Here is a 20,948-nt window from a genome sequence, read left to right as displayed (position 1 = left end):
ATTTGAAGCATCCTTTTTCTATATAAAAAGATATTTTTAGCGTAGGAGATTTTAATTAAATAACCTGAATTGGAAGGCCCGATTCCTCAAATAATTTTCTGGTATGCTCCATTTGTATCTCCGAGGGTTCTGAAAGATGTGCATACTCTTTTCTGATACCATGCTTTCTCATTTTGATCAGTACATTCTCAACTTCTGGAGATAGAGATTTCATTAAATGAACTATCTTCTTAATCTCAATTTCGTTATCATTATAATCGGGAACAAGAACCATACGAAGCTCTTTGAGTTTTCCTTTTGAATTCACGTATTGAATTGAATTCAAAATCTTTTCGTTTGAGTATCCCGTTATCTTTTTGTGTATTTCTATGGAATACGCCTTCAAATCAAGCATGAAACCATCTACTAAATGTAGTATAGAGTCCCATTTGTCTTGATCTACATTTCCATTTGAATCAACTAAAATGGATAACTTTTGAAGTTTAGGATGTGTTTTGATCGTTTCAAATAAAAGCTTTAAGAATTTGGAATGCAACATGACCTCTCCACCCGAAACTGTAATACCCGAAATAAAATCTTTGACTTCTAATATCTCAGAAATTAAATTCTCAACTGACATTTTTTTGTAGAATGGACTGCTATCCTCAGGGCAAATTTTTAAGCAGGTATCACAATGCGTACAAGTCGCTTCGTTGTGTGTAATTTGCTTGTTCTCTTTGTCAACGATTAAACTTTGAGTTGGGCAAATTTCAGCACAAATGCCACAATAATTGCATAAACCAATGGTGTGTGAATTATGGCAATACATGCAATTGAGATTACACGCTTGAAAAAAGATGACCATTCTGTTGCCTGGGCCATCAATAACACTCGACTTAATGATGCCACTAATATTGGCTTGCAGTTCGCTCATGTGAGTTGACTCTTTTGGCTTTTCTATTATCTATATTCGCATTATCCATAGAGTTAGCAGCAAACAAAGCGCTACCATATCTCGAGCCTTCTTCTCGAAAATCCTTTAAATCACTTCTACGAACCAAGTAACCAGTTATTCGAATAAACTCACTATCCGATAAGTTAAAAGTGAACATTCTCATTCCCTTCTTAAAAGCACCTTTAATAATATCAAGAATAGCCAGAGGGTTGCGCTTTACTGTTTCATCAAAATGAAATATATCGCTAATACCACCATTAAAAAGTTGGTGGTGTGGAGCGACCGCCTTTATATGTGAATAGATATCTGGCTCGTCTCCTATAGGAATTCTTGCTCCTGCTGTTTCATCAATGTCGATATCAATACCCGATTGTGAATGGAAGAATGCTTTCCCATCATTGGCTTTGCAATAAGGTAATTGTCTTGAGTCAACAATGCGTTTCACCTCTTCAAGAATGCGATGTCCTAATTGGTTTGCCTCTTCATTATGACCATAGGTATAATCTTTACCATTGTTTTTCATCAATGTATTGACACATTCTGCTAGTCCATAAAAACCGAACATGGCAGAGAAATTTTCAAGCTTGATGATGCCTTCCTGAGCAAGAAAATCAGTTTCGTAATACTTGACTGTTTCAACCAAATACTTTGTTCTTGCTTCAATAACATCCAATGTCATTTGGCAATATTGGGGTAATGTTTTCGAGATAAAATCTTCTACGTTCCCTTGATGAGAATCGGTGATTTTTTTTAGGTTCAGGCGAATTAAAGTATGTGAACCTCCACCTTCAGGTAGGGAATTGTAACAGCTAACAACGCCATATTCCCCTTTAAAATCAGAAGCTGTCATATTGTGATTGGCAATATGAGGCTTAGCCACTTCAAACACCGTTTTTACAGCTTCGGTTAGGAGTGCATCCGATGTTTTTTCTGTATCGTATTTCAAAGTTAAGTTTGGAACCACTTGTTTTAGTTCCCGTTCAATTCTTAAAACTGCTCTGGCAATAATATTGTCCTCAGGACCAATGTTAATATGTACAAAAGCATCCGGCAAGCATCTATCTATGTATCGCCAAAATAGTTTAAGCTTTTTATAGATTGCTTCTTCAGATAATTCATCTGCAAAAGGAAGTAAAAGCTGATCGATATTACCTAAATAAACGGAATAGCCTGTAATAGATGGAATATGGCTATATAGAATAGATAGAAAGTTAATGGCTTCGTCAAAGTCAGATGGAGGGTCGAGTTCGAGATATGCGACACCTTTTTTAAGAGCCAATTTATAATCTGGAAGAACATAGCGTGGACGATAGGGAGCAGAGCCTTCAAATAAGTCACAAATCACCTTCTCGCTTAAGGCCTTCATTGCTTCCGAAGAAACATTAGGATAGGCTTGAGTACTTTCAGCAATATAGGCTAAATGGTGTTTCTTTTGCTTGTAATCCAGATTGCCGTCCGTTAATACTTCGTGAACTCTATATTTAATATCTTCCATTCCTTTTTTAATTTCTATGCATTCTTAAATCCTGAGGATTTATGATTCTTCAAAAATAGCTAAAAGACCGCAGTGTAAGAATTTGTTTTGTGAAAAAAAATCTTGTGGAGTAAGTAAGTCATATGTTGAAAATGAATGATGAATGTAATTTTTCAATTGATAAACTATATTGGTGCCCTAAGGTACTGTTATTAAAGGTATAGGATAAAGGAGGGCATTAGTTAATTTTCAAAGGATCTATAATAGTAGGCCTAATAAATTTATTATAAACTTCATCTTTTAAAATAATTTTTAAAAGATGAGGCTTTTTTAAAAAATAATTTTCTACTTTTAGACCAGCAAATAGTATAAATCTAAAATAGATATTGATTTGAAGCCAGTATTTCTATATGAAAAGTACTTAACGGGTACCCTTAATTCTAAAAAGAGAAAGCAACAGCAATACAAAAAAATTGTATCTCATTTGTATTCTCATGGTGCCGCATCAATTGCTGATATTGTAAAATCTGCTAGGATAAGTCAGCCTTTGGTTGCATCCTTAGTTGAGGATTTGATTGGGTTTGGTGTGATACTAGAAAGTGGAATTGGGGAATCTATAGGTGGAAGAAGGCCAAGTTTATTTTGTATTAATCCGGCATATCAATATGTGGTTGGAGTTGATATTAATTTGCATACGCTGAATGTTGCGATTTTTGATTTGAATAATCAATTGGTGCATCGTGAGGAGTATAAGGATTTTGAATTGGAAAATTCTGTTGACTATACGGATGCCTTGTGCGAGAAAATTAGCTTCTCGCTAAGTAAATTAAATATAGTAGAAGAGAAAGTTTTAGCCGTAGGCGTTTCAATACCAGGTTTGGTTGATGCTGAAAATGGATTAAGTCATACTCATTTGACTTTTACCGAAGAGAGCTTGAGTGCTTATTTAAAAGACAAACTAGGCTTTGCTGTTTTAATGGATAATGATGCCAGAATGATGGCTTTGGGTGAGAAAGCTTTTGGTAAAGCTAAGGATAAAAAAGATGTTCTGTGCTTGAATTTAAGTAATGGTATAGGACTCGGTATTATTCTAAACAGCAAGCTATACAGTGGAAAGAATGGTTTTGCCGGAGAGTTTGGACACATCTTAATTGATCCTGATGGTGACTTGTGCTATTGTGGGAAAATAGGCTGTCTGGAGACATTAACATCCGGAGCAATTTTAGTAAAAAATATTACTGAGGCTATTGATAAAGGTCAGCCAAGTCTTTTAACAGAATATAAAGCCGAAGGTAAAGAAATAGATTTGAGAGCAGTTGTTAAAGCTATTCTTGAAGGAGATCAATTTGCAATTGATCAGCTGAATAAAATGAGTGAGTATTTGGGTAAAGGTCTGGTTACTTTAATTCACCTGCTTAACCCCGAAATGATAATATTGGTGGAAAACTTGCGCGTGCTGGTAAATATATTATTGGACCAGTAAGCATGTCTATGAACAAGTATGCTATGGATCGTATTAGTTCCGAAACAGAACTGGTTAGTTCAGATTTACTGGATAATGCAGCATTGATGGGAACAATGGCAAATGTAATGGAAAAAGTATTAAATATTGATTAGTAAGAAATTGGTCCCTACGGTTTTTCATTTGGTAGTGAAATTATAGAAGTAGTGTTCTTGTAGGGATCAATTTTATATAAACTGAAAAGATATGAAACCGACACTATTAGTACTTGCAGCAGGAATGGGAAGCCGATATGGTGGATTAAAACAAATTGACCCAATCGGGCCATCAAATGAAACTATTATTGATTATTCAATTCATGATGCAATTGCAGCAGGGTTTGGAAAGATTGTTTTTGTAATTAGAGAAGGATTTGAAAAAGAATTCAAGGAACTCTTTAATGCAAAACTTGCCGGGAAAATTGAGGTTGACTATGTGAATCAGGAAATTGCGAAAGTACCTGAGGGGGCATCTTTCACATCAGATAGAGAAAAGCCATGGGGGACAGGTCATGCCATATTAATGGCTAAAGAATGTATTAATGAGCCATTTGCCGTGATTAATGCAGATGATTATTATGGAGTAGAGGCTTTTGTGAGTATGGCAGATTTCTTAACGCATTCAAATTCAGAGCAAGAATATGCTATGGTAGGCTATAAACTTGCCAACACTATTTCTGAAAATGGTTATGTTTCTCGTGGCGTATGTGTTACAAATGAAATTGAGCACTTAGAAACGGTTATTGAACGAATCCATATTGAGAGGCTTCCGGATGGAATTGCTTATAAAGAAAATGATAAGTGGATTCCACTTGCTGAAGATACAACTGTTTCGATGAATTTTTGGGGGTTTAAGCCTCAACTTTTTAATCACTTGGAAGATCAATTTAGACGTTTTCTGGTTGAAGCTGGACAGGAGTTAAAATCTGAATTTTTTATACCTTCTGTTGTTGCTAAAATAATTGACTGTGACAATACAAGTGTTAAGGTATTAAAGTCAGATGCTCAATGGTTTGGTGTGACTTATCGTGAAGATAAAGAAAAAGCAACAAAAGCAATTCTGGAATTGGTTGAGAAAGGAGTTTACCCTTCAAAACTGTGGGAATCTTAAGAGAATAAGAATGACTTTAATAAAATCAATATCAGGAATCAGAGGCACGATAGGTGGTAGACCAGGTGAAGCACTGACACCTATGGATGTGGTGAGTATTGCTGGCGCATTTGGTATGTGGCTACAAAATAGTGGCGTTTCAAAAAAACTTGTGATTGGTCGTGATGCGAGAATCAGTGGCGAAATGGTAAACCAGCTTGTAGTAGGCGCATTGATTTCGGTAGGAATAGAAGTAATAGATCTTGGCCTGGCAACAACGCCAACCGTAGAAATGGCTGTAACTGATATGAATGCAGGTGGAGGTATAATTATTACGGCTAGTCATAACCCAAAGAACTGGAACGCATTGAAACTATTGAATAGTAAAGGCGAGTTTATTTCTGATCAGGATGGCAAGGATTTACTTAGTTTAGTTGAAGAGCAAAGTTTCCATTACAATGAAGTAGACGAACTAGGTAAATATTCTGAGAAAGAGGATTATCTGGATACTCATATTCAGCACATAATTGATTTACCCCTTGTTGATGTAAAACTTATTAAAGAAGCTGATTTTTCGGTTGCTGTTGATGCGGTTAACTCTGTTGGAGGAATTGCTATTCCACGTTTATTAAAAGCACTGGGCGTAAATAAGGTAAAAGAGATTAATTGTAAACCTGATGGGCATTTTGCTCACAACCCTGAGCCACTTCCTGAAAATATTGTGGAAATAAGTGAGCTTGTTAAAAATGAGAAGTTAGACTTGGGAATTATTGTTGATCCTGATGTAGATCGTTTGGCTCTTGTTTGTAATGATGGTAATCCATTTGGCGAAGAATATACTTTAGTGTCTGTAGCTGATTATGTCCTTCAGAATACAAAAGGAACAATGGTTGCAAATTTGTCATCAACCATGGCTTTGAAAGATATTGCAAAGAAGCATGGTGTGGAATTTTTTGAATCAGCAGTTGGAGAAGTCAATGTTGTTCGAGAAATGAATAAGCAAGCTGCTGTTATTGGTGGAGAAGGAAATGGAGGAATTATTTATCCTGAATTACACAATGGTAGAGATGCTCTTGTTGGTGTTGCTTTATTCCTGACCTATTTAGCAAAAAATAAAATGACTTTGGCTGAATTACGAGCAACTTATCCGGATTACAAGATCGAAAAACAAAAAATCGAATTAGATGGTGTTGTCGATTTAGATGGAATTCTGGAACAAGTTCGTAGAAAATTCATTGATTACCCCAATAACACCATAGATGGGTTGAAAATTATATTCCCTGAAGGGTGGGTACATATGAGAAAATCTAATACAGAACAAATTATTCGTATTTATTCAGAGGCTAAAACTCAAGAATATGCAAATGATTTGGTTGGATGCATTAAACAACTGATAAAAATTAAAAACTAACGATATCGCTTTAACTAAAGTTGATTTCTAAAACTTAAACCAAATATGAGTACTTCTAAATCTTCGTTTAAGAACTTTATTTTGCCAATGATTATCATTGGTGCTTTGTTCTTTATTTTCGGTTTTGTTACCTGGTTGAATGGAATCTTAATTCCATATTTGAAAATTGCTTGTCAATTAACAGATTTTCAGGCCTTATTTGTGGCTTTCGCATTTTATATAGCTTATACCATTATGGCCTTACCATCTGCTTGGGTCTTGAAAAAAACAGGATTCAAAAATGGTATGTCAATTGGTCTTTGGGTAATGGCAATTGGGACAATGATATTTATTCCTGCTGCTATGTCTAGAACTTATGGAGTATTCTTAACTGGATTGTTTGTGATGGGAACAGGTTTAGCTCTATTGCAAACAGCTTCGAATCCATACGTCACTGTAATTGGTCCAAAAGAAAGTGCTGCTCGACGAATCAGTATCTTGGGTATTTGCAACAAGTTTGCAGGGGCAATGGCTCCACTAATTTTGGCATATTATATTCTTAACGATGGAGATGCTTTTGTAGAAAGTTTGAAAGCTATGAATGCCGCGGCTCAAACCGTTGCTTTAGATTCATTGGCTGCTAGAGTAATCAATCCATACATTGTAATGACCATTGTACTTGTGATAATGGGCATTGGTGTAAGAATGGCTCCACTACCTGAGATTGAAACAAGTGAAGAAGATAAGCAAGCAGAAAATGGTGGAGATAAGAAAAATTCAATTATGGAATTTCCACACTTAATCTTAGGTGTGTTTGCTCTTTTCTTTTACGTAGGAGCAGAAGTTATTGCAGGTGATACCATTATTAATTATGGTCTTTCGTTAGGTATTGAATTAGATACAGCTAAAGCTTTTACATCTTATACCATGGTAACAATGGTTGTTGGATATCTGTTAGGTGTAACGCTAATTCCTAAAGTAATAGATCAACGCTTTGCGCTGAAAGTTTCAGCCATTTTAGGAATACTCTTCGCAATGGGAGCAATATTTACTTCGGGATTAACTTCCGTGATTTTTGTCGCAATGTTTGGATTAGCAAACGCATTGGTTTGGCCTGCTATTTGGCCACTTGCTTTGTCAGGCTTAGGAAGCTTTATTAATACAGGTTCTGCATTGTTGGTGATGGCTATTTCAGGAGGAGCAATTCTTCCATTAATTTGGGGGCGTTTATCGGATGTGTTTAGTACTCAACAAGCTTATTGGGTTGTTGTTCCATGTTATCTGTTTATTTTCTTTTATGCTGTTAAAGGATACAAGATTAGATCTTGGAAACCAGGTAGTGTAAAGAGTCGTGAGGCAAGTACGGAACTAGGAAAATAAAGATCAAATGGACAAGAATTTATTTACGATAGTATCAAAGTTTAAAACGGAAGGAAAGGTCGATAGTATTCAACCTTTGGGAGAAGGATTTATCAATGATACTTTTTTGGTGAAGACTGAGAAACAAGATGATCCCGATTATTTATTTCAGCGTAAGAATAAAAATATCTTTAAAGATGTTCCCGGAATGATGGGGAATATCCAAAAAGTAACAGATCATCTTAAAGCTAAAATTGTAGTAGCAAATGGAGATCCCATACGTGAGGCAATGACAATTATTGAGGTGGAGAATGGGAACCCATTTTTTGAAGATGAGGAGGGAGACTTTTGGGCTATGTGTTTGTTCATAAAAGATAACCTAACATATGAAGCTGCTGATAGTCCTGAGTTAGCATATTCCGGAGGAAAAGGCATTGGTAAGTTTCAGTCGATGCTATCGGACATGAAGGAACCTTTAGTTGATATTCTTCCGGGTTTCCACAATATAAGATTCCGCTTTTCTCAATGGGATGAGGTTTTGGATTGTGATCCAAAAAAAAGGAAAGAGAATCTTAAGAAAGAGATCTCATGGATTGAAGAGCGTAGAGAGGAAATGTTGGATTTTTGGGAATTAGTGGAAGATGGAACAATTCCAACACGAGTGACTCATAACGATACCAAGATCAATAACATTCTATTCGATAAAAAAGGAGACGTGTTGTGCGTAATCGATTTGGATACAGTGCTAAATAGTACAGTCTTAAATGATTTTGGTGATGCAATGCGTTCGTACACAAATACAGGTTTAGAAGATGATGAGAATCTGGATAATGTGAATATGGATATGGAAATTTTTAAAGCCTATACAAAAGGCTACCTGGAAGAGACAATCTCATTTTTATCTCCGCCGGAGCTAGAATATCTGGCATTTTCAGCCAAGTACATTACTTACGAGCAAGTTCTTCGATTCTTAATGGATTATATCGATGGAGATAATTATTATAAAATCAAATCTCTGGAGCATAACCTGATACGTACTCAAGCGCAATATAAATTGTTGACAAGTATGGAAGAGCAGTACGAGCAAATGAAGCAGATCGTGGTGACATATAGCAAAGAATTATCAGTACAATAAATTAGAATTTTATTTCTGATACCAAACCCGGTATTTAATCGTGTGGTAACGAAAATTAAAACAAATACTCTTTCCTAGGGAAAGTGAATTGTTTTAAGCGAGTAAGGTTAAGAGATTATAGAAATAAAAAGAAAAATGGGAACAATATTTACATCCAAAGTAGAGCAAGCCTTCTATGAATTGTCAAGTGTTGAGGAGATCACCACAAAAATTCCCTATGTAGAAGTCGATAACTTTCCAAAATTAGGTCTGATGACCTCGCTTCGTTTTTTGGAATGGGCAGAACAAAACCCTCAAGGCGTAATAAGTTTACCAACAGGAAAAACACCGGAGTATTTCATAAAATACACCCAGTACCTTTTGGAGAATTGGAATAATAAAAAAGGACTGGACATCCGAAGCCAGTATGGGTTAGGCAACATGTCAAAACCGGATTTGCGAGGCCTGGAGTTCGTTCAAATCGATGAATTTTACCCAATTGATCCCAATCAACACAATAGCTTCTACAACTATGTGATGAACTACTATATCAAAGGCTTTGGTTTGGAAAAAGACAACTCCTTATTAATTAACTCCAATGAAATACCACTGGTCGATAACAAGCACTTCCTGGAAGTCTTCCCCGATTACAACATCGATCTGTCCTTACGTTACCGGGATGCCAAAAGCGTCGTAGAAGAAATGCAGCAAAAATCAATTTTCATGATTGATAATTGGTGTACAGGATATGAGCAGCAAATCCGTGATAAAGGCGGAATTGGTTTCTTTTTAGGTGGAATAGGCCCAGATGGACATATAGCTTTCAACACCCGAGGATCAGATCATTACTCAACCACACGTCTGACGAAGACAAATTTCGAAACACAAGCCGTAGCAGCCGGAGACCTTGGAGGAATTGAAGTTTCAAGAAACCGCTTGGTTATTACCATAGGATTAGATACCATAACCCATAAGCCAGACGCCGTATCGATTATCTTTGCAGCAGGCGAAGCAAAAGCCGATATTGTAAAAGGCTCGCTGGAAAGCCAGCCCGATGCAATCTATCCGGCAAGCGTTCTGCAACGTCAGAAAAACAGTCGATTTTATTTAACCACAGGAGCCGCCTGTAAATTAACCGATAGTGTTAACAGATATTACAAGGCCGGAGACTGGTCACATACCAAAACAGAGAAATCAATAATCGACCTCTGTAACAAGTCCAACAAGTACGGACATCACCTAAGACTCGAAGACCTAAAAGCTGATCCTTACACAAGCCTGATTCCTAATTTAAATGAAGGAACCGTTCAAACTGTAATAGAGTCAATAAAAGGGAAGCTGAACAAAGGCATGAAACCAGACGAAAATGAAACCGTTTACCACACAGGACCACACCACGACGATATCATGTTGGGCATTATGCCATACACCAACCGTCAAATGCGTTCAGCAAGTAACGAAATTCACTTCTCAGTCCTAACATCCGGCTTTACCGCAGTCACCAACCGTTTTGTCATTGATGTACTTAAAGAATGTCAGGACTTTATAGCAAAAGGGAAAATTGAAATGTTGAATTACCCCGACTTCTTTGAAGCAGGCTATTCTAAAAAATGGGACAAAGACGTTTACCATTTCCTGAACTCAGTAGCAGCCAGAAATGCCAATGGCAAACGCCGAGGCTTATGTCATCGCCTGATACGCTCTATTGTTGAGATTTGGGACGTGACAGGAAAAGAAAACCTGAATACAACAATAACAAACATCATAAGCGATCTTGAAAACGCTTACGATGGCGGCAAAAACTCCCCGGAAGTTCAGAAGATGAAAGGTATGATTCGGGAATTTGAAGAAGAACTCGTTTGGGCACACTTTGGAACCCCGGTAAAAAACATCCATCACCTGCGATTAGGCTTTTACAAAGGCGATGTCTTTACAGAAACCCCGGAGAAGAACCGCGACATGTTACCCGTTCTCGAAGAATTCAGAAAATACAAACCAACAACAATCAGTTTAGCCATGGATCCCGAAGGGTCAGGACCCGATACACACTATAAAGTGTTGCAAGCCATTGCCGGAGCTGTAAAAGAGTGGAAAGAAGAAGAAGACCTGTCAAATTTGAGAATCATAGGCTACCGAAATGTTTGGTTCAAATACCATCCGGCCGATGCCGATACGATCGTACCCGTATCCCTGAACGCATTGGACGTGCTTGAGAATTCCTTTACCGAATCGTATATGAGTCAGGTGAACGCCTCATTCCCAAGTTACGAATACGACGGGAAATTCAATGAACTAACACAAAAAGTATGGGTCGATCAATTGAAACAAATTCAGATGCTGTTAGGGAAGAATTTCTTTTACGAAAACAAACATCCCCTGGTAAGAGCAACCCATGGCTTAGTGTATATGAAAGAAATGTCTGCCGATGAGTTTGTAGCTATGGCACAAGATCTGGAAAAAGCAGTTGAAGAAAATCCGTTTTAGATCCACACGTAAATACCTTGGATCGGAGGGCTATTGTCTTTCGGTCCATTTTTTTAGCAGATGAAAGAATATTTTGTAAAAAGAATAAAATCGAACCTGTTGAGCATTTCAGGAGAGCAAATGCATCCTGTTTGGGAAATGGCAAACGTTATTACTGATTTTTCTTATCCTTGGGAAAATGCGAAGGCTCCACAAATTATCTTTAGAGCTTTATTTGATGAGGAAAATTTTTATTTCAGATTTGATGTTCAGGAGGAAAATGTACTTACTTTTGTTGATCAAAATCATAAAATGGAAGTTGTAGATTCCGATCGAGTCGAGATTTTTTTCAGACAAGATGAAAAATTGAATCCATATTATTGTCTGGAAATGGATTCTAAGGCGAGGGTTCTAGATTATGTCTGTCGATATTATCGTGATTTTGATTACAAATGGCAATGGCCAATGGGAGCAATAGATGTAAAAGCTTCAAGTAGCCTTAATGCTTATGTTGTAGAAGGAGCAATTCAACTTTCTTCTTTATTAGATTTAGGACTGTTGAAGAACAACATTTTGGAAGCAGGATTATATCGAGGACAGTGTATTGAATTAGCAAATAATAAAAAGGGGACTGAACTAAGATGGATTTCTTGGGTTAAACCCAATTCCAAGAAAGCAGATTTTCATATTCCTTCATCATTTGGTAAAATGATATTGGAAAAGAACTAGATTGAATTATAGGATGATAGATATAGCAATTGGTATTGATATAGGTGGTACAAACACCGTTTTTTCAGGCATTACTTCTGATGGGGAATGTTTGGTTTCTGGAGTCATTCCCACGCAGACAAAGGATAGATTTGAAGATTTTATTGATGATTTGATCTTAAACATCAAGCAAATTGTCGATTCGTCAAATGATGAATTGAATATCATAGGTGTAGGAATTGGTGCGCCCAACGGAAATTATAGAACTGGAACCATCGACAAAGCAGCCAACCTTCGTTGGAAGGGTAAATTGGAATTGGTTCGTTTGGTAGAAGAGAGACTAAAAGTTCCTGTGAAACTTACGAATGATGCGAATGCAGCAGCTCTAGGCGAACGTATGTTTGGTGGGGCAAAAGACATGAGCGATTTCATGGTAATTACCTTAGGTACTGGCTTAGGTAGTGGAATTGTGGTTAATGGCGATTTATTATATGGTCATGATGGTTTTGCAGGAGAAGTTGGGCATATTATTATGCGTCCTGGTGGTCGTGAATGTGGTTGCGGTCGCAGAGGATGTTTAGAGACCTATGTTTCGGCAACTGGTGTAAAAAGATCAGCTTACAAAATGTTAGCAAAGCATATGGGCGAAAGTTCATTAAGAAATATACCTTATCATGGTTTAACAGCTAAGATGGTTGCGGATGCTGCAAATGAGGGAGATTTACTCGCTATGGAGATTTTTGCTTATACAGGTAAAATGTTGGGTGAGGCTTTGGCTAATGTTGCAGCGGTAACGAGTCCAAAAGCAATTTTCTTTTTTGGTGGATTGGCAAAGGCAGGAGATTTACTTTTCGAGCCTATTAGGGAAGCATTAGAGAAAAATATTTTATTTCTTTATAAGGATAAGATCAGTTTATTGCCATCCGAACTAGGTGATGATGCAGCTGTTTTAGGTGCTTCAGCTTTAATTTGGAACGATAAATTGAATTGAAATAACGTGAAAAATAAAACTAAACTGTTTTATTTAATTGCTTTAATCCTGTAAAGAGAATAAGCGAAATTGGCTATAAATAGCAAAAGACCTTACAAGTTTTAGAACTTGTGAGGTCTTTTGTTTTACCAAGAGTGGTTTGTATTGCCTTTATCAGTGATATTAAGTCTATATTTGCAAACTGTTAGAATAGGAATAAAAAGGAATATTTCTTGCCAGAATGGGTTGGGTAATGGTAAACAGTTGTCCGCATCTAGAGGTAAGAATGATAAAGTAGATAAATAATTTACAAGAATATGAAGGATCTTTCCAAAGTAGAAAAGATAAATAAGGTAATTGAAGAATACTTAAATGCGAATTCATCACTTACAATAGTACCTGTAAAAGAACTAATGCCAGCTTTTATTAAAGCTGGGATATTTGTGAAAGATATTAAAAAGGGATTGCCAATTCGTTTAATTCTTAGAGAATTAGATGCAAGTAATCAATTGGATTTAATACCACGTGTTCATGCAGAAAGACATGGCGAACATACGTATTGGTATTTCGTTCCGGCCAGTGCAACTGTTCCAGAGACACCATACAAGCAGGAAAAAAAGAAATTAGAAAATGATGCTATTGCCATTCGTTTAAACAGTGACGAAACCTATGTTATTTCTTTATGTGATGAAGTATTATCGCTAAAAGCGAATCGTCAAAAAAGATTTGATTTTCTTTTAGGAGATCTACATAAAAATGGAAAGACTCAAACTATGCTTCCTGTAGATGCTTATTATGAAGAATTGCAATTGGTTATTGAATACAAAGAAATACAGAATTATAGACCTCTTGCTGTTGTTGATAAAGATGAAGACGAGGAAGAGAATGAAAACACCAAGACTTTATCAAGAGAAGAGCAGCGAAGAATATACGATGAACGAAGAGCAAAAGTTCTTCCAGAGAATGAAATTTCTATGATTGTAATTTCTTATTCTGATTTTGAGTACGATGATAAAAATAAAATTAAACGCAATAAAGAAAGCGATCTTAAAATAGTACAAAAAGCATTAAAAGACTTTCGCTAACAAAGGATGATATGCTAATAATTATTAAGCTTGACAGTACTGATTGATCAGAACTGTCAAGCTTTTTTTTGTCTTAATAAATTAGGATACTTTTTTGTTAGTCAATTTCAGAACCTGACATTTGTATTTATTGTTTGCAATAAGTAGTAAGTTTTTGCTATTTTGTATTAATGTGAAATAAAAATAAGGATATACTGTAAATGGGAGACTCACATATTATTGAAGAATTAAGTACTCAGATAAAGCGAAAAATAAAAAAAGTCACTAAAGTTAATTGGTTGATAAAAGGATTTCAAATTAACAAGTTAGATCAGGTAACACATATAAATATTTCAAAATGTAATCTTAAAGGAAAATGGCCTTCAGCACTTTTTAGACTTAAACATTTAGAATTTATAGATATCCAAGGAAATAACCTGGATTATATTCCAAATGAGATTACAAACTTAAAGAATTTGCGGTGTTTGGATATTCGGCAGAATCAAATTAATTCACTGCCGCAATTAATTGCTAATTTGACTGTTCTCCAAAAGATATATTTAGGTGATAATAAGTTTACTAAAGTACCTGAAATTCTTTACGATTGTCCTAAGTTAGAAGTCGTTGATTTTACTAACAATGAGCTTTTCGAAGGAATGGAATGCCTTTTAAACTCCCTATCCATTAAGAATATTTATTTGAGAAACAATTGTATAAAAGTGTTTCCATTTCACCTTATTAATAGCCAGAGACTTGTAGAGCTGAATTTAATGGAAAATAACATTGAAAATATTCCAGATGAATTGCCAAAAATCGAACTTTTTCATCTTTGAATGAGCTAGTTTTCTTCAAATGTCTTTCTAAATGTTGCTTGATTAACATTTAACCATTCGTGAGTAAACCAAATTTGCCATTGTATGTGGCAATGATTTTAATGAATCAATTACAAAAATAAAGATAAATGGATCTTAACTACCAAAAGGATGAATTGTTACAGAACGATTACAGTGAAGATGAATTACGGTTTTTAAATCTACTTGCTGAAAAATTCCCTACAGTACAGGCTGCCTGTACTGAAATAATAAATCTTGAATCCATTCTAAACCTTCCTAAAGGATCCGAGCATTTTTTAACGGATATACATGGAGAATATGAGACGTTTAGTCATGTTCTGAGAAATGCCTCTGGCATGGTGCGCAAAAAAATTGATGTTGTGTATGCAAAAACACTGAGCGAAAAAGAAAAAAATCAGTTGGCGATACTGATATACTACCCAGAGGAGAAACTAAAGCTCATTACCAACGAGCAAGAGGATTTGAACCAATGGTTTTCGATTACTCTCCGCCGATTAATAGATGTGGCCCGTGTATCAGCTGATAAATATACCCAATCGAAGGTAAGAAAGGCAATGCCACCCGATTTTGCTTATGTAATTGATGAGTTGCTGAATGAGCCAAATGCGAAGAAAGAGGAGTATTTCGATTGTATCATACAGTCAATCATTGATGTTGATCGGGCAAATCAATTTATTGTGGCAATTAGTAAATTTATTCAACGTTTACTGATTGATCGTCTGCATATTATTGGGGATATTTACGATAGGGGACCTTTTGCCGATAAGGTGATGGATGTAATACATGATCATTATTCGGTAGATATACAGTGGGGAAATCATGATATTGTTTGGATGGCTGCTGCTACGGGAATTCGTGCTAGCATTGCAGCAGTAATTCGCTTGAGTGCTCGCTACAACAATTTGGATACTCTAGAAGATGGTTATGGAATTAACCTAATGCCTTTGGCTACTTTTGCCATGAAAGCCTATGAGGGCGATCCATGCGAAGCATTCATCCCCAAAAATACACCTCGAGAGAATATTGGATCTACGCAGATTAAATTGACCAGTAAAATGCACAAAGCCATTATGGTGATTGAGATGAAACTGGCCGGTGAAATCATCCGACGCAGTCCTGAAATGGAGATGGATGATCGATTATTGCTCGATAAAATCGATTATAAAAAAGGGACCGTAATTATTGATGGACGAGAATTAGACTTGAACGATAAATCGTTTCCAACTATTGATCCCAAAAATCCTTATCAACTAACTAAAGAGGAGAAGGAGTTAACTGAAAAACTTCGTTATTCGTTCTTGTATTGTGAAAAATTGCAACGCCATATTAAAACCTTATTTTCTAAGGGAAGTACCTATCTATCTTACAATTCCAATTTGCTATTTCATGGTTGCATCCCACTCGATGAAAATGGAGAATTAAAAGGTTTGACTTTGCAAGGTAAAGAATACAAAGGAAAGGCTCTGTGTGATCAATTTGATTTGATTTGTCGACGAGCTTATTTTAATCGTGAACACCCTGAAAGAACAAGCAAGGATCGTGTGTATATGTGGTATTTATGGAGTGGAGCCTATTCACCTCTTTTTGGAAAGAAGAAAATGGCCACTTTCGAACGTTACTTTCTTGACGATAAGGAAGTACAGAGAGAGGAAAGCAATATGTACTACAAGCTGAGAGATGATCCTGCGAGCTGTAGCCGAATTTTAGAAGAGTTTGGACTCGATCCAGAGGTTTCTCATATTATTAATGGGCATGTGCCAGTAAAGGTTGCAAAGGGTGAAAGTCCGGTAAAAGCTGATGGTAAACTTTTTGTAATTGATGGCGGAATGTCGAAACCCTATCAAAAGGTAACAGGCATTGCTGGTTATACCTTAATTTACGATTCTTATAGTTTGATTCTTGCAGAACATGCTTCTTTTGAATCAAAACGAAAAGCTATTCTCGATGAAGTTGATATCGTTTCAACTAGAAGTATGATTGAGCATGCAACCAAGAGAATTCGCGTGGGAGATACTCATATTGGAGCAAATCTGCGTCAACAAATTCGTGATTTGAATCGATTGCTCGATGCTTATCGAAAAGGAATTGTGAAAATTAAGAAGGCATAGAATAATAATTAGCCTTTGTTTGCATAATAAAATAGATAGACTCCAAAAGGAGTTGTAAAGATAATTGACAAGTAAGCATAAAAAGCCTGAATCATTACTGATTCAGGCTTGTCTTTTTTGGTTGAATTTGTAATTGTTAAAGCATTAACTATAAATGAAGAATTTGCATTCGTTGGAAGATAGCTCTTACAAACTTAAACTTACGCCTCGATTTATCACTATGTAAATTCAGCCAAAATATATAATCTCATTATATAGCATCTATTATTTTCCTCTCCAAAAATCTGTAGTAATAATTGAAAGATGCTTGTGTAATGTACATGTTAATAGGCTGATGGGATGTTTTTGATTAGGGGTCTTATAGGCGAAAGAGAATCGTTTTAGATATAAAAACGCATCTTTGTGTAAAAAATACGCATTAATATTTGCAGAAGTGAAAATACCACTTACCTTTGTGTATATATAACGCAAAGATAATATATGGAAACTAAAAATTATTGCTACGAATATCCCAGACCATCTGTTACTACTGATTGTGTAATATTTGGTTTCGATAATGGAGAACTTAAAATCCTTTTGATAGAAAGAGGTATTGAACCCTGTAAAGGAAAATGGGCTTTTCCTGGAGGTTTTATGAGAGAGAATGAGAATAGCGATGAGTGTGCAAAAAGGGAGCTTCGTGAAGAGACCGGATTGCAAGACATATTTATTGAGCAACTCTTTACTTTTGCTGATGTTGATCGTGATCCTAGAGGGAGAGTTGTTACAATTGCCTATTATGCTCTTGTAAAATTAACTCAATATAATATTCAAGCAGGTGACGATGCTGATAATGCTAAATGGTTTCCAATATCCCAAATTCCTCCATTGGCTTTTGACCATGATAGAATTTTACGCATGGCAATTAATCGTCTTCGCGGAAAAATCAGGTATCAGCCATTAGGTTTTGAGTTGCTTCCTGAAAGATTCACAATTCCTGAACTTCAGAACTTATATGAAACAGTTCTCGAAATTAAATTAGACAGGCGCAACTTTAGAAAGAAGATTCTTGCTACTGGCTTGCTAATTGATCACAACGAATCCATAAAAGGTCAACCTCATAAAGGTGCTAATCTGTATAGCTTCGATGAAGGCAAGTACCAGCAACTATCAAATACAGGCTTTAATTTCGAAATATAATAACCCTTTAATACTCTGAAAGATGATTATACGCGATTTATTAGACAACGACTTGTACAAGTTCACCACCATGAACGCTATACAAAAGAAATTTCCTAACGCCGAAGTGCTCTATAAATTCATTAACAGAGGCAAAACGGATTTTCCTAATGGATTTGCCGAAGAGCTGAGAAAAGAGGTGGATGCGATGAGTGATCTTGTACTTACGGCCGAGGGCGAGGCTTTCTTACGGAAGAAATGTTATTATTTCGATTCGGTATTTGTTGATCTCTTGAAAGGCTATCGGTTTAATCCAAACGAAGTAATCATAAAACAAAATGGTGGCGATTTAGAGGTAGAGATAGTAGGACTTTGGTACCGAACAGTTCTTTGGGAAGTGCCACTAATGGCTGTTATATCAGAGCTTTACTTCAAACTCACCAATCAAAAGGCTAACGATTTCCAAGCTACAGCAATCGCTAAAGCGAAAGAGTTTAAAGCCATAGGTGCAGAAATTTCAGAATTTGGAACACGTCGTCGTTTCTCGTTCGAAGTACAAAATAGAGTGGTGGAGATTTTGAAAGAACAGATGGGCAAATATCTCAACGGAACTAGCAATGTGTTGCTTGCCATGAAACACGATTTAACACCAATTGGCACACATCCACACGAATGGTTCATGTATCATGGGGCCCATTATGGCTATAGAATGGCCAACGCCATTGGACTTGAGAATTGGGTTGATGTTTATCAGGGTAGCTTAGGAATTGCCCTAACAGACACCTTTACAACCGATAACTTCTTCCAAAGTTTCAAGCCTAAATATGCAAAGCTATTTGATGGAGTGCGTTGGGATAGCGGTGATGCTCTTTTATTCACAGATAAAACGCTGCAACATTACGAAAAAAGCAGAGTTGATGCAAAAAGTAAAACCATTGTTTATAGTGATGGGCTTGATTTAGAGAAAGTAAAAGAAATTAAGAAATATGTAAATGAACGTATCCACGATGTTTATGGAATAGGTACTTACCTCTCTAACGATACGGGAGTTAAACCACTAAATATGGTGATTAAACTTTTTACAGCTAAGCCAGAGGGATATAGCAAACACATTCCAACGGTTAAATTATCGGATGTTAGTGGAAAACACACTGGCGAACAAGAAGAAGTTGAACTTTGCGAAAGAATACTCAAAAAACATTAATAGACATCCTTATTCACCTTTAAAACTGCTAAAATGAACAATCAAAATGCAATTCTGATCATTGATGCTCAATACGATTTTTGCAACCCACAGGGTGCACTTTTCGTGGATGGAGCCGATGCGGATATGAAGCGATTAGCCAATTGGATAAAAGCCAATAAAGCTCAAATTGATCATATCTCGGTTACTATGGATAGTCACCCAGTTAATGATATTTCACATCCATCTTTTTGGCAAGATAAAGAGGGTAATTTTCCAAATCCTTTTACAGCCATTAGCGCTCAAGAAATTAAAGATGGAACATGGAGTCCAAGATTTTTTCCAAAAGAAGCGATACAGTATGTAGAAACGCTTGAGCAACAAGGAGAATTTGGTCACTTTATCTGGCCTTACCACTGCTTAATTGGCTCTCGCGGTGCAGCAATCGACGACAATATTATGGAGGTGCTTATTGATTGGACAAAAGAGGGTAAATTCTATCAGGTAGTAGCTAAAGGTACTTATCCACTAACCGAACACTTTGGTATTTTTAGAGCAAATGTACCCATTGCTAATCGTCCTGAAACGCAATTGAATCAAGCTCTTATCGATACTTTAGAGAGATATCAAAATGTGTTTTTAGTTGGGCAGGCAAAATCTCATTGTGTGGCAAACAGTCTAAAACAAGCCATGGAGGAAGCACCAAACTTGGCAAGTAAATTTATTATTCTTGAAGATTGTATGTCTGATGTAACTGGTCTTAGTCATTTAGGAGATCCGATATATGCCAAGGCTAAGAGCTTAGGAGTGCGATTTTCAAAAACAACTGAGATTACTCTTTAGTGTAAGTAGATTTTATAAACTTTTTTACCTAATAAACCTTGTTATGGATAATTTCAATCTACCTAATTTCAATATTGATTTCGGAAATTTCGATCCATTGGAGATTACTTCTGATGAGACCATTAATGCTGTTTTGATTGTTGATGTTTCTCCCTCTGTGGGAAGTTATGTTGACGAGCTGAATAATTCCTTTAAAGAGTTCCTAGAGGAAATGCAACGAAGCCACGTAGCCGAGAAATTAATGGTCTCAATCATTGAATTTAATGATCAGATTACGGTTCGAACAGGTTTTCAGCCCATCAACTCTATAGATCTTAATAAGATGAAATTCACACCTTGTGGATATGGTACAGCTTTATACGACGCAGTTTTGTATGGCATTACCAATGCCGTGGATTATCGTACCAATCTGGAAAACTCTGGTGTTAATTGCAAAACACTCATTTTCACCATTACTGATGGAGAAGATAATTCTTCTAAAAATAGTGCTACTGTTGTGAAAAGTGGCTTGGATACAATCTTAAAAGAGGAACAAAATGCTTTCAACTTTGAGACCATTCTTTTTGGAGTGGGCAACGACTCCAGTTTTGAGGCTGCACAAAAAGACATGGGCATCGAACACTTAGCGAAAATTGGTAATTCGGGTAAAGAGATTCGCAAGATGATTGGATTCATTTCAGCATCGATCTCTCAAAGTTCATCTGCAAATAATCCTGTTGTATTCTAAAATGTAAGT

General features: G+C 36.3%; 18 protein-coding genes. 16 read left to right on the top strand and 2 right to left on the bottom strand.

Going from position 1 to position 20,948, the window contains the following annotated elements:
• Positions 1 to 55 precede the first annotated feature (55 nt).
• Positions 56 to 913: a YjjW family glycine radical enzyme activase gene (locus L3049_RS02040; RefSeq protein WP_275108111.1), complete on the bottom strand. Its 858-nt coding sequence runs from the start codon at positions 911 to 913 to the stop codon at positions 56 to 58.
• Positions 888 to 2,429: a YjjI family glycine radical enzyme gene (locus tag L3049_RS02035; protein ID WP_275108110.1), complete on the bottom strand. Its 1,542-nt coding sequence runs from the start codon at positions 2,427 to 2,429 to the stop codon at positions 888 to 890. The genes L3049_RS02040 and L3049_RS02035 overlap by 26 nt, the downstream gene beginning before the upstream one ends.
• A gap of 370 nt (positions 2,430 to 2,799) precedes the next feature.
• On the opposite strand from L3049_RS02035, the gene L3049_RS02030 reads away from it, so the two are divergent.
• The 16 genes from L3049_RS02030 to L3049_RS01955 all read left to right on the top strand — a co-directional run bounded on the left by L3049_RS02030 (position 2,800) and on the right by L3049_RS01955 (position 20,939).
• A complete protein-coding gene (locus L3049_RS02030) occupies positions 2,800 to 3,891 on the top strand; it encodes an ROK family protein (RefSeq protein WP_275108109.1) in 1,092 nt (363 codons plus the stop codon).
• A gap of 8 nt (positions 3,892 to 3,899) precedes the next feature.
• Positions 3,900 to 4,025 (top strand): hypothetical protein, encoded by a 126-nt coding sequence (locus tag L3049_RS02025; protein ID WP_275108108.1) that lies wholly within the window; start codon positions 3,900 to 3,902, stop codon positions 4,023 to 4,025.
• A gap of 91 nt (positions 4,026 to 4,116) precedes the next feature.
• The gene (locus L3049_RS02020) at positions 4,117 to 5,019 is read left to right on the top strand and encodes a nucleotidyltransferase family protein (protein WP_275108107.1); all 903 of its coding nucleotides are present in this window, start codon (positions 4,117 to 4,119) and stop codon (positions 5,017 to 5,019) included.
• A 10-nt stretch (positions 5,020 to 5,029) separates the two neighbouring features.
• Positions 5,030 to 6,409: a phosphoglucosamine mutase gene (gene glmM / locus L3049_RS02015; protein WP_275108106.1), complete on the top strand. Its 1,380-nt coding sequence runs from the start codon at positions 5,030 to 5,032 to the stop codon at positions 6,407 to 6,409.
• A gap of 45 nt (positions 6,410 to 6,454) precedes the next feature.
• Positions 6,455 to 7,768: a sugar MFS transporter gene (locus tag L3049_RS02010; RefSeq protein WP_275108105.1), complete on the top strand. Its 1,314-nt coding sequence runs from the start codon at positions 6,455 to 6,457 to the stop codon at positions 7,766 to 7,768.
• Positions 7,769 to 7,775: 7 nt separating this feature from the next.
• Positions 7,776 to 8,882 (top strand): phosphotransferase enzyme family protein, encoded by a 1,107-nt coding sequence (locus L3049_RS02005; RefSeq protein WP_275108104.1) that lies wholly within the window; start codon positions 7,776 to 7,778, stop codon positions 8,880 to 8,882.
• Between the two features lie 135 nt (positions 8,883 to 9,017).
• Positions 9,018 to 11,345 carry a glucosamine-6-phosphate isomerase gene (locus L3049_RS02000; protein WP_275108103.1) on the top strand — a complete coding sequence of 776 codons (2,328 nt, stop codon included), beginning with the start codon at positions 9,018 to 9,020 and terminating at the stop codon, positions 11,343 to 11,345.
• Between the two features lie 60 nt (positions 11,346 to 11,405).
• On the top strand, positions 11,406 to 12,053 hold the full coding sequence (locus L3049_RS01995) for a sugar-binding protein (protein WP_275108102.1): 648 nt from the start codon (positions 11,406 to 11,408) through the stop codon (positions 12,051 to 12,053).
• Positions 12,054 to 12,066: 13 nt separating this feature from the next.
• Complete coding sequence (locus L3049_RS01990; protein WP_275108101.1) at positions 12,067 to 13,023, top strand: ROK family protein; 957 nt, start codon at positions 12,067 to 12,069, stop codon at positions 13,021 to 13,023.
• A 296-nt stretch (positions 13,024 to 13,319) separates the two neighbouring features.
• A complete protein-coding gene (locus L3049_RS01985; RefSeq protein ID WP_275108100.1) occupies positions 13,320 to 14,087 on the top strand; it encodes a hypothetical protein in 768 nt (255 codons plus the stop codon).
• Between the two features lie 278 nt (positions 14,088 to 14,365).
• A complete protein-coding gene (locus tag L3049_RS01980) occupies positions 14,366 to 14,899 on the top strand; it encodes a leucine-rich repeat domain-containing protein (protein WP_275108099.1) in 534 nt (177 codons plus the stop codon).
• 128 nt (positions 14,900 to 15,027) lie between these two features.
• Positions 15,028 to 17,028 carry a fructose-1,6-bisphosphatase gene (locus L3049_RS01975; protein WP_275108098.1) on the top strand — a complete coding sequence of 667 codons (2,001 nt, stop codon included), beginning with the start codon at positions 15,028 to 15,030 and terminating at the stop codon, positions 17,026 to 17,028.
• 480 nt (positions 17,029 to 17,508) lie between these two features.
• Positions 17,509 to 18,207 (top strand): NUDIX hydrolase, encoded by a 699-nt coding sequence (locus L3049_RS01970; protein ID WP_275108097.1) that lies wholly within the window; start codon positions 17,509 to 17,511, stop codon positions 18,205 to 18,207.
• 22 nt (positions 18,208 to 18,229) lie between these two features.
• Complete coding sequence (gene pncB, locus L3049_RS01965) at positions 18,230 to 19,390, top strand: nicotinate phosphoribosyltransferase (RefSeq protein ID WP_275108096.1); 1,161 nt, start codon at positions 18,230 to 18,232, stop codon at positions 19,388 to 19,390.
• A gap of 33 nt (positions 19,391 to 19,423) precedes the next feature.
• A complete protein-coding gene (locus L3049_RS01960) occupies positions 19,424 to 20,212 on the top strand; it encodes a cysteine hydrolase family protein (RefSeq protein ID WP_275108095.1) in 789 nt (262 codons plus the stop codon).
• Positions 20,213 to 20,255: 43 nt separating this feature from the next.
• A complete protein-coding gene (locus L3049_RS01955; protein WP_275108094.1) occupies positions 20,256 to 20,939 on the top strand; it encodes a vWA domain-containing protein in 684 nt (227 codons plus the stop codon).
• Positions 20,940 to 20,948 lie beyond the last annotated feature (9 nt).

This window comes from Labilibaculum sp. DW002 (genome assembly GCF_029029525.1).
GTDB lineage: Bacteria > Bacteroidota > Bacteroidia > Bacteroidales > Marinifilaceae > Paralabilibaculum > Paralabilibaculum antarcticum.
This window is presented reverse-complemented; position numbering and strand designations above follow the sequence as displayed.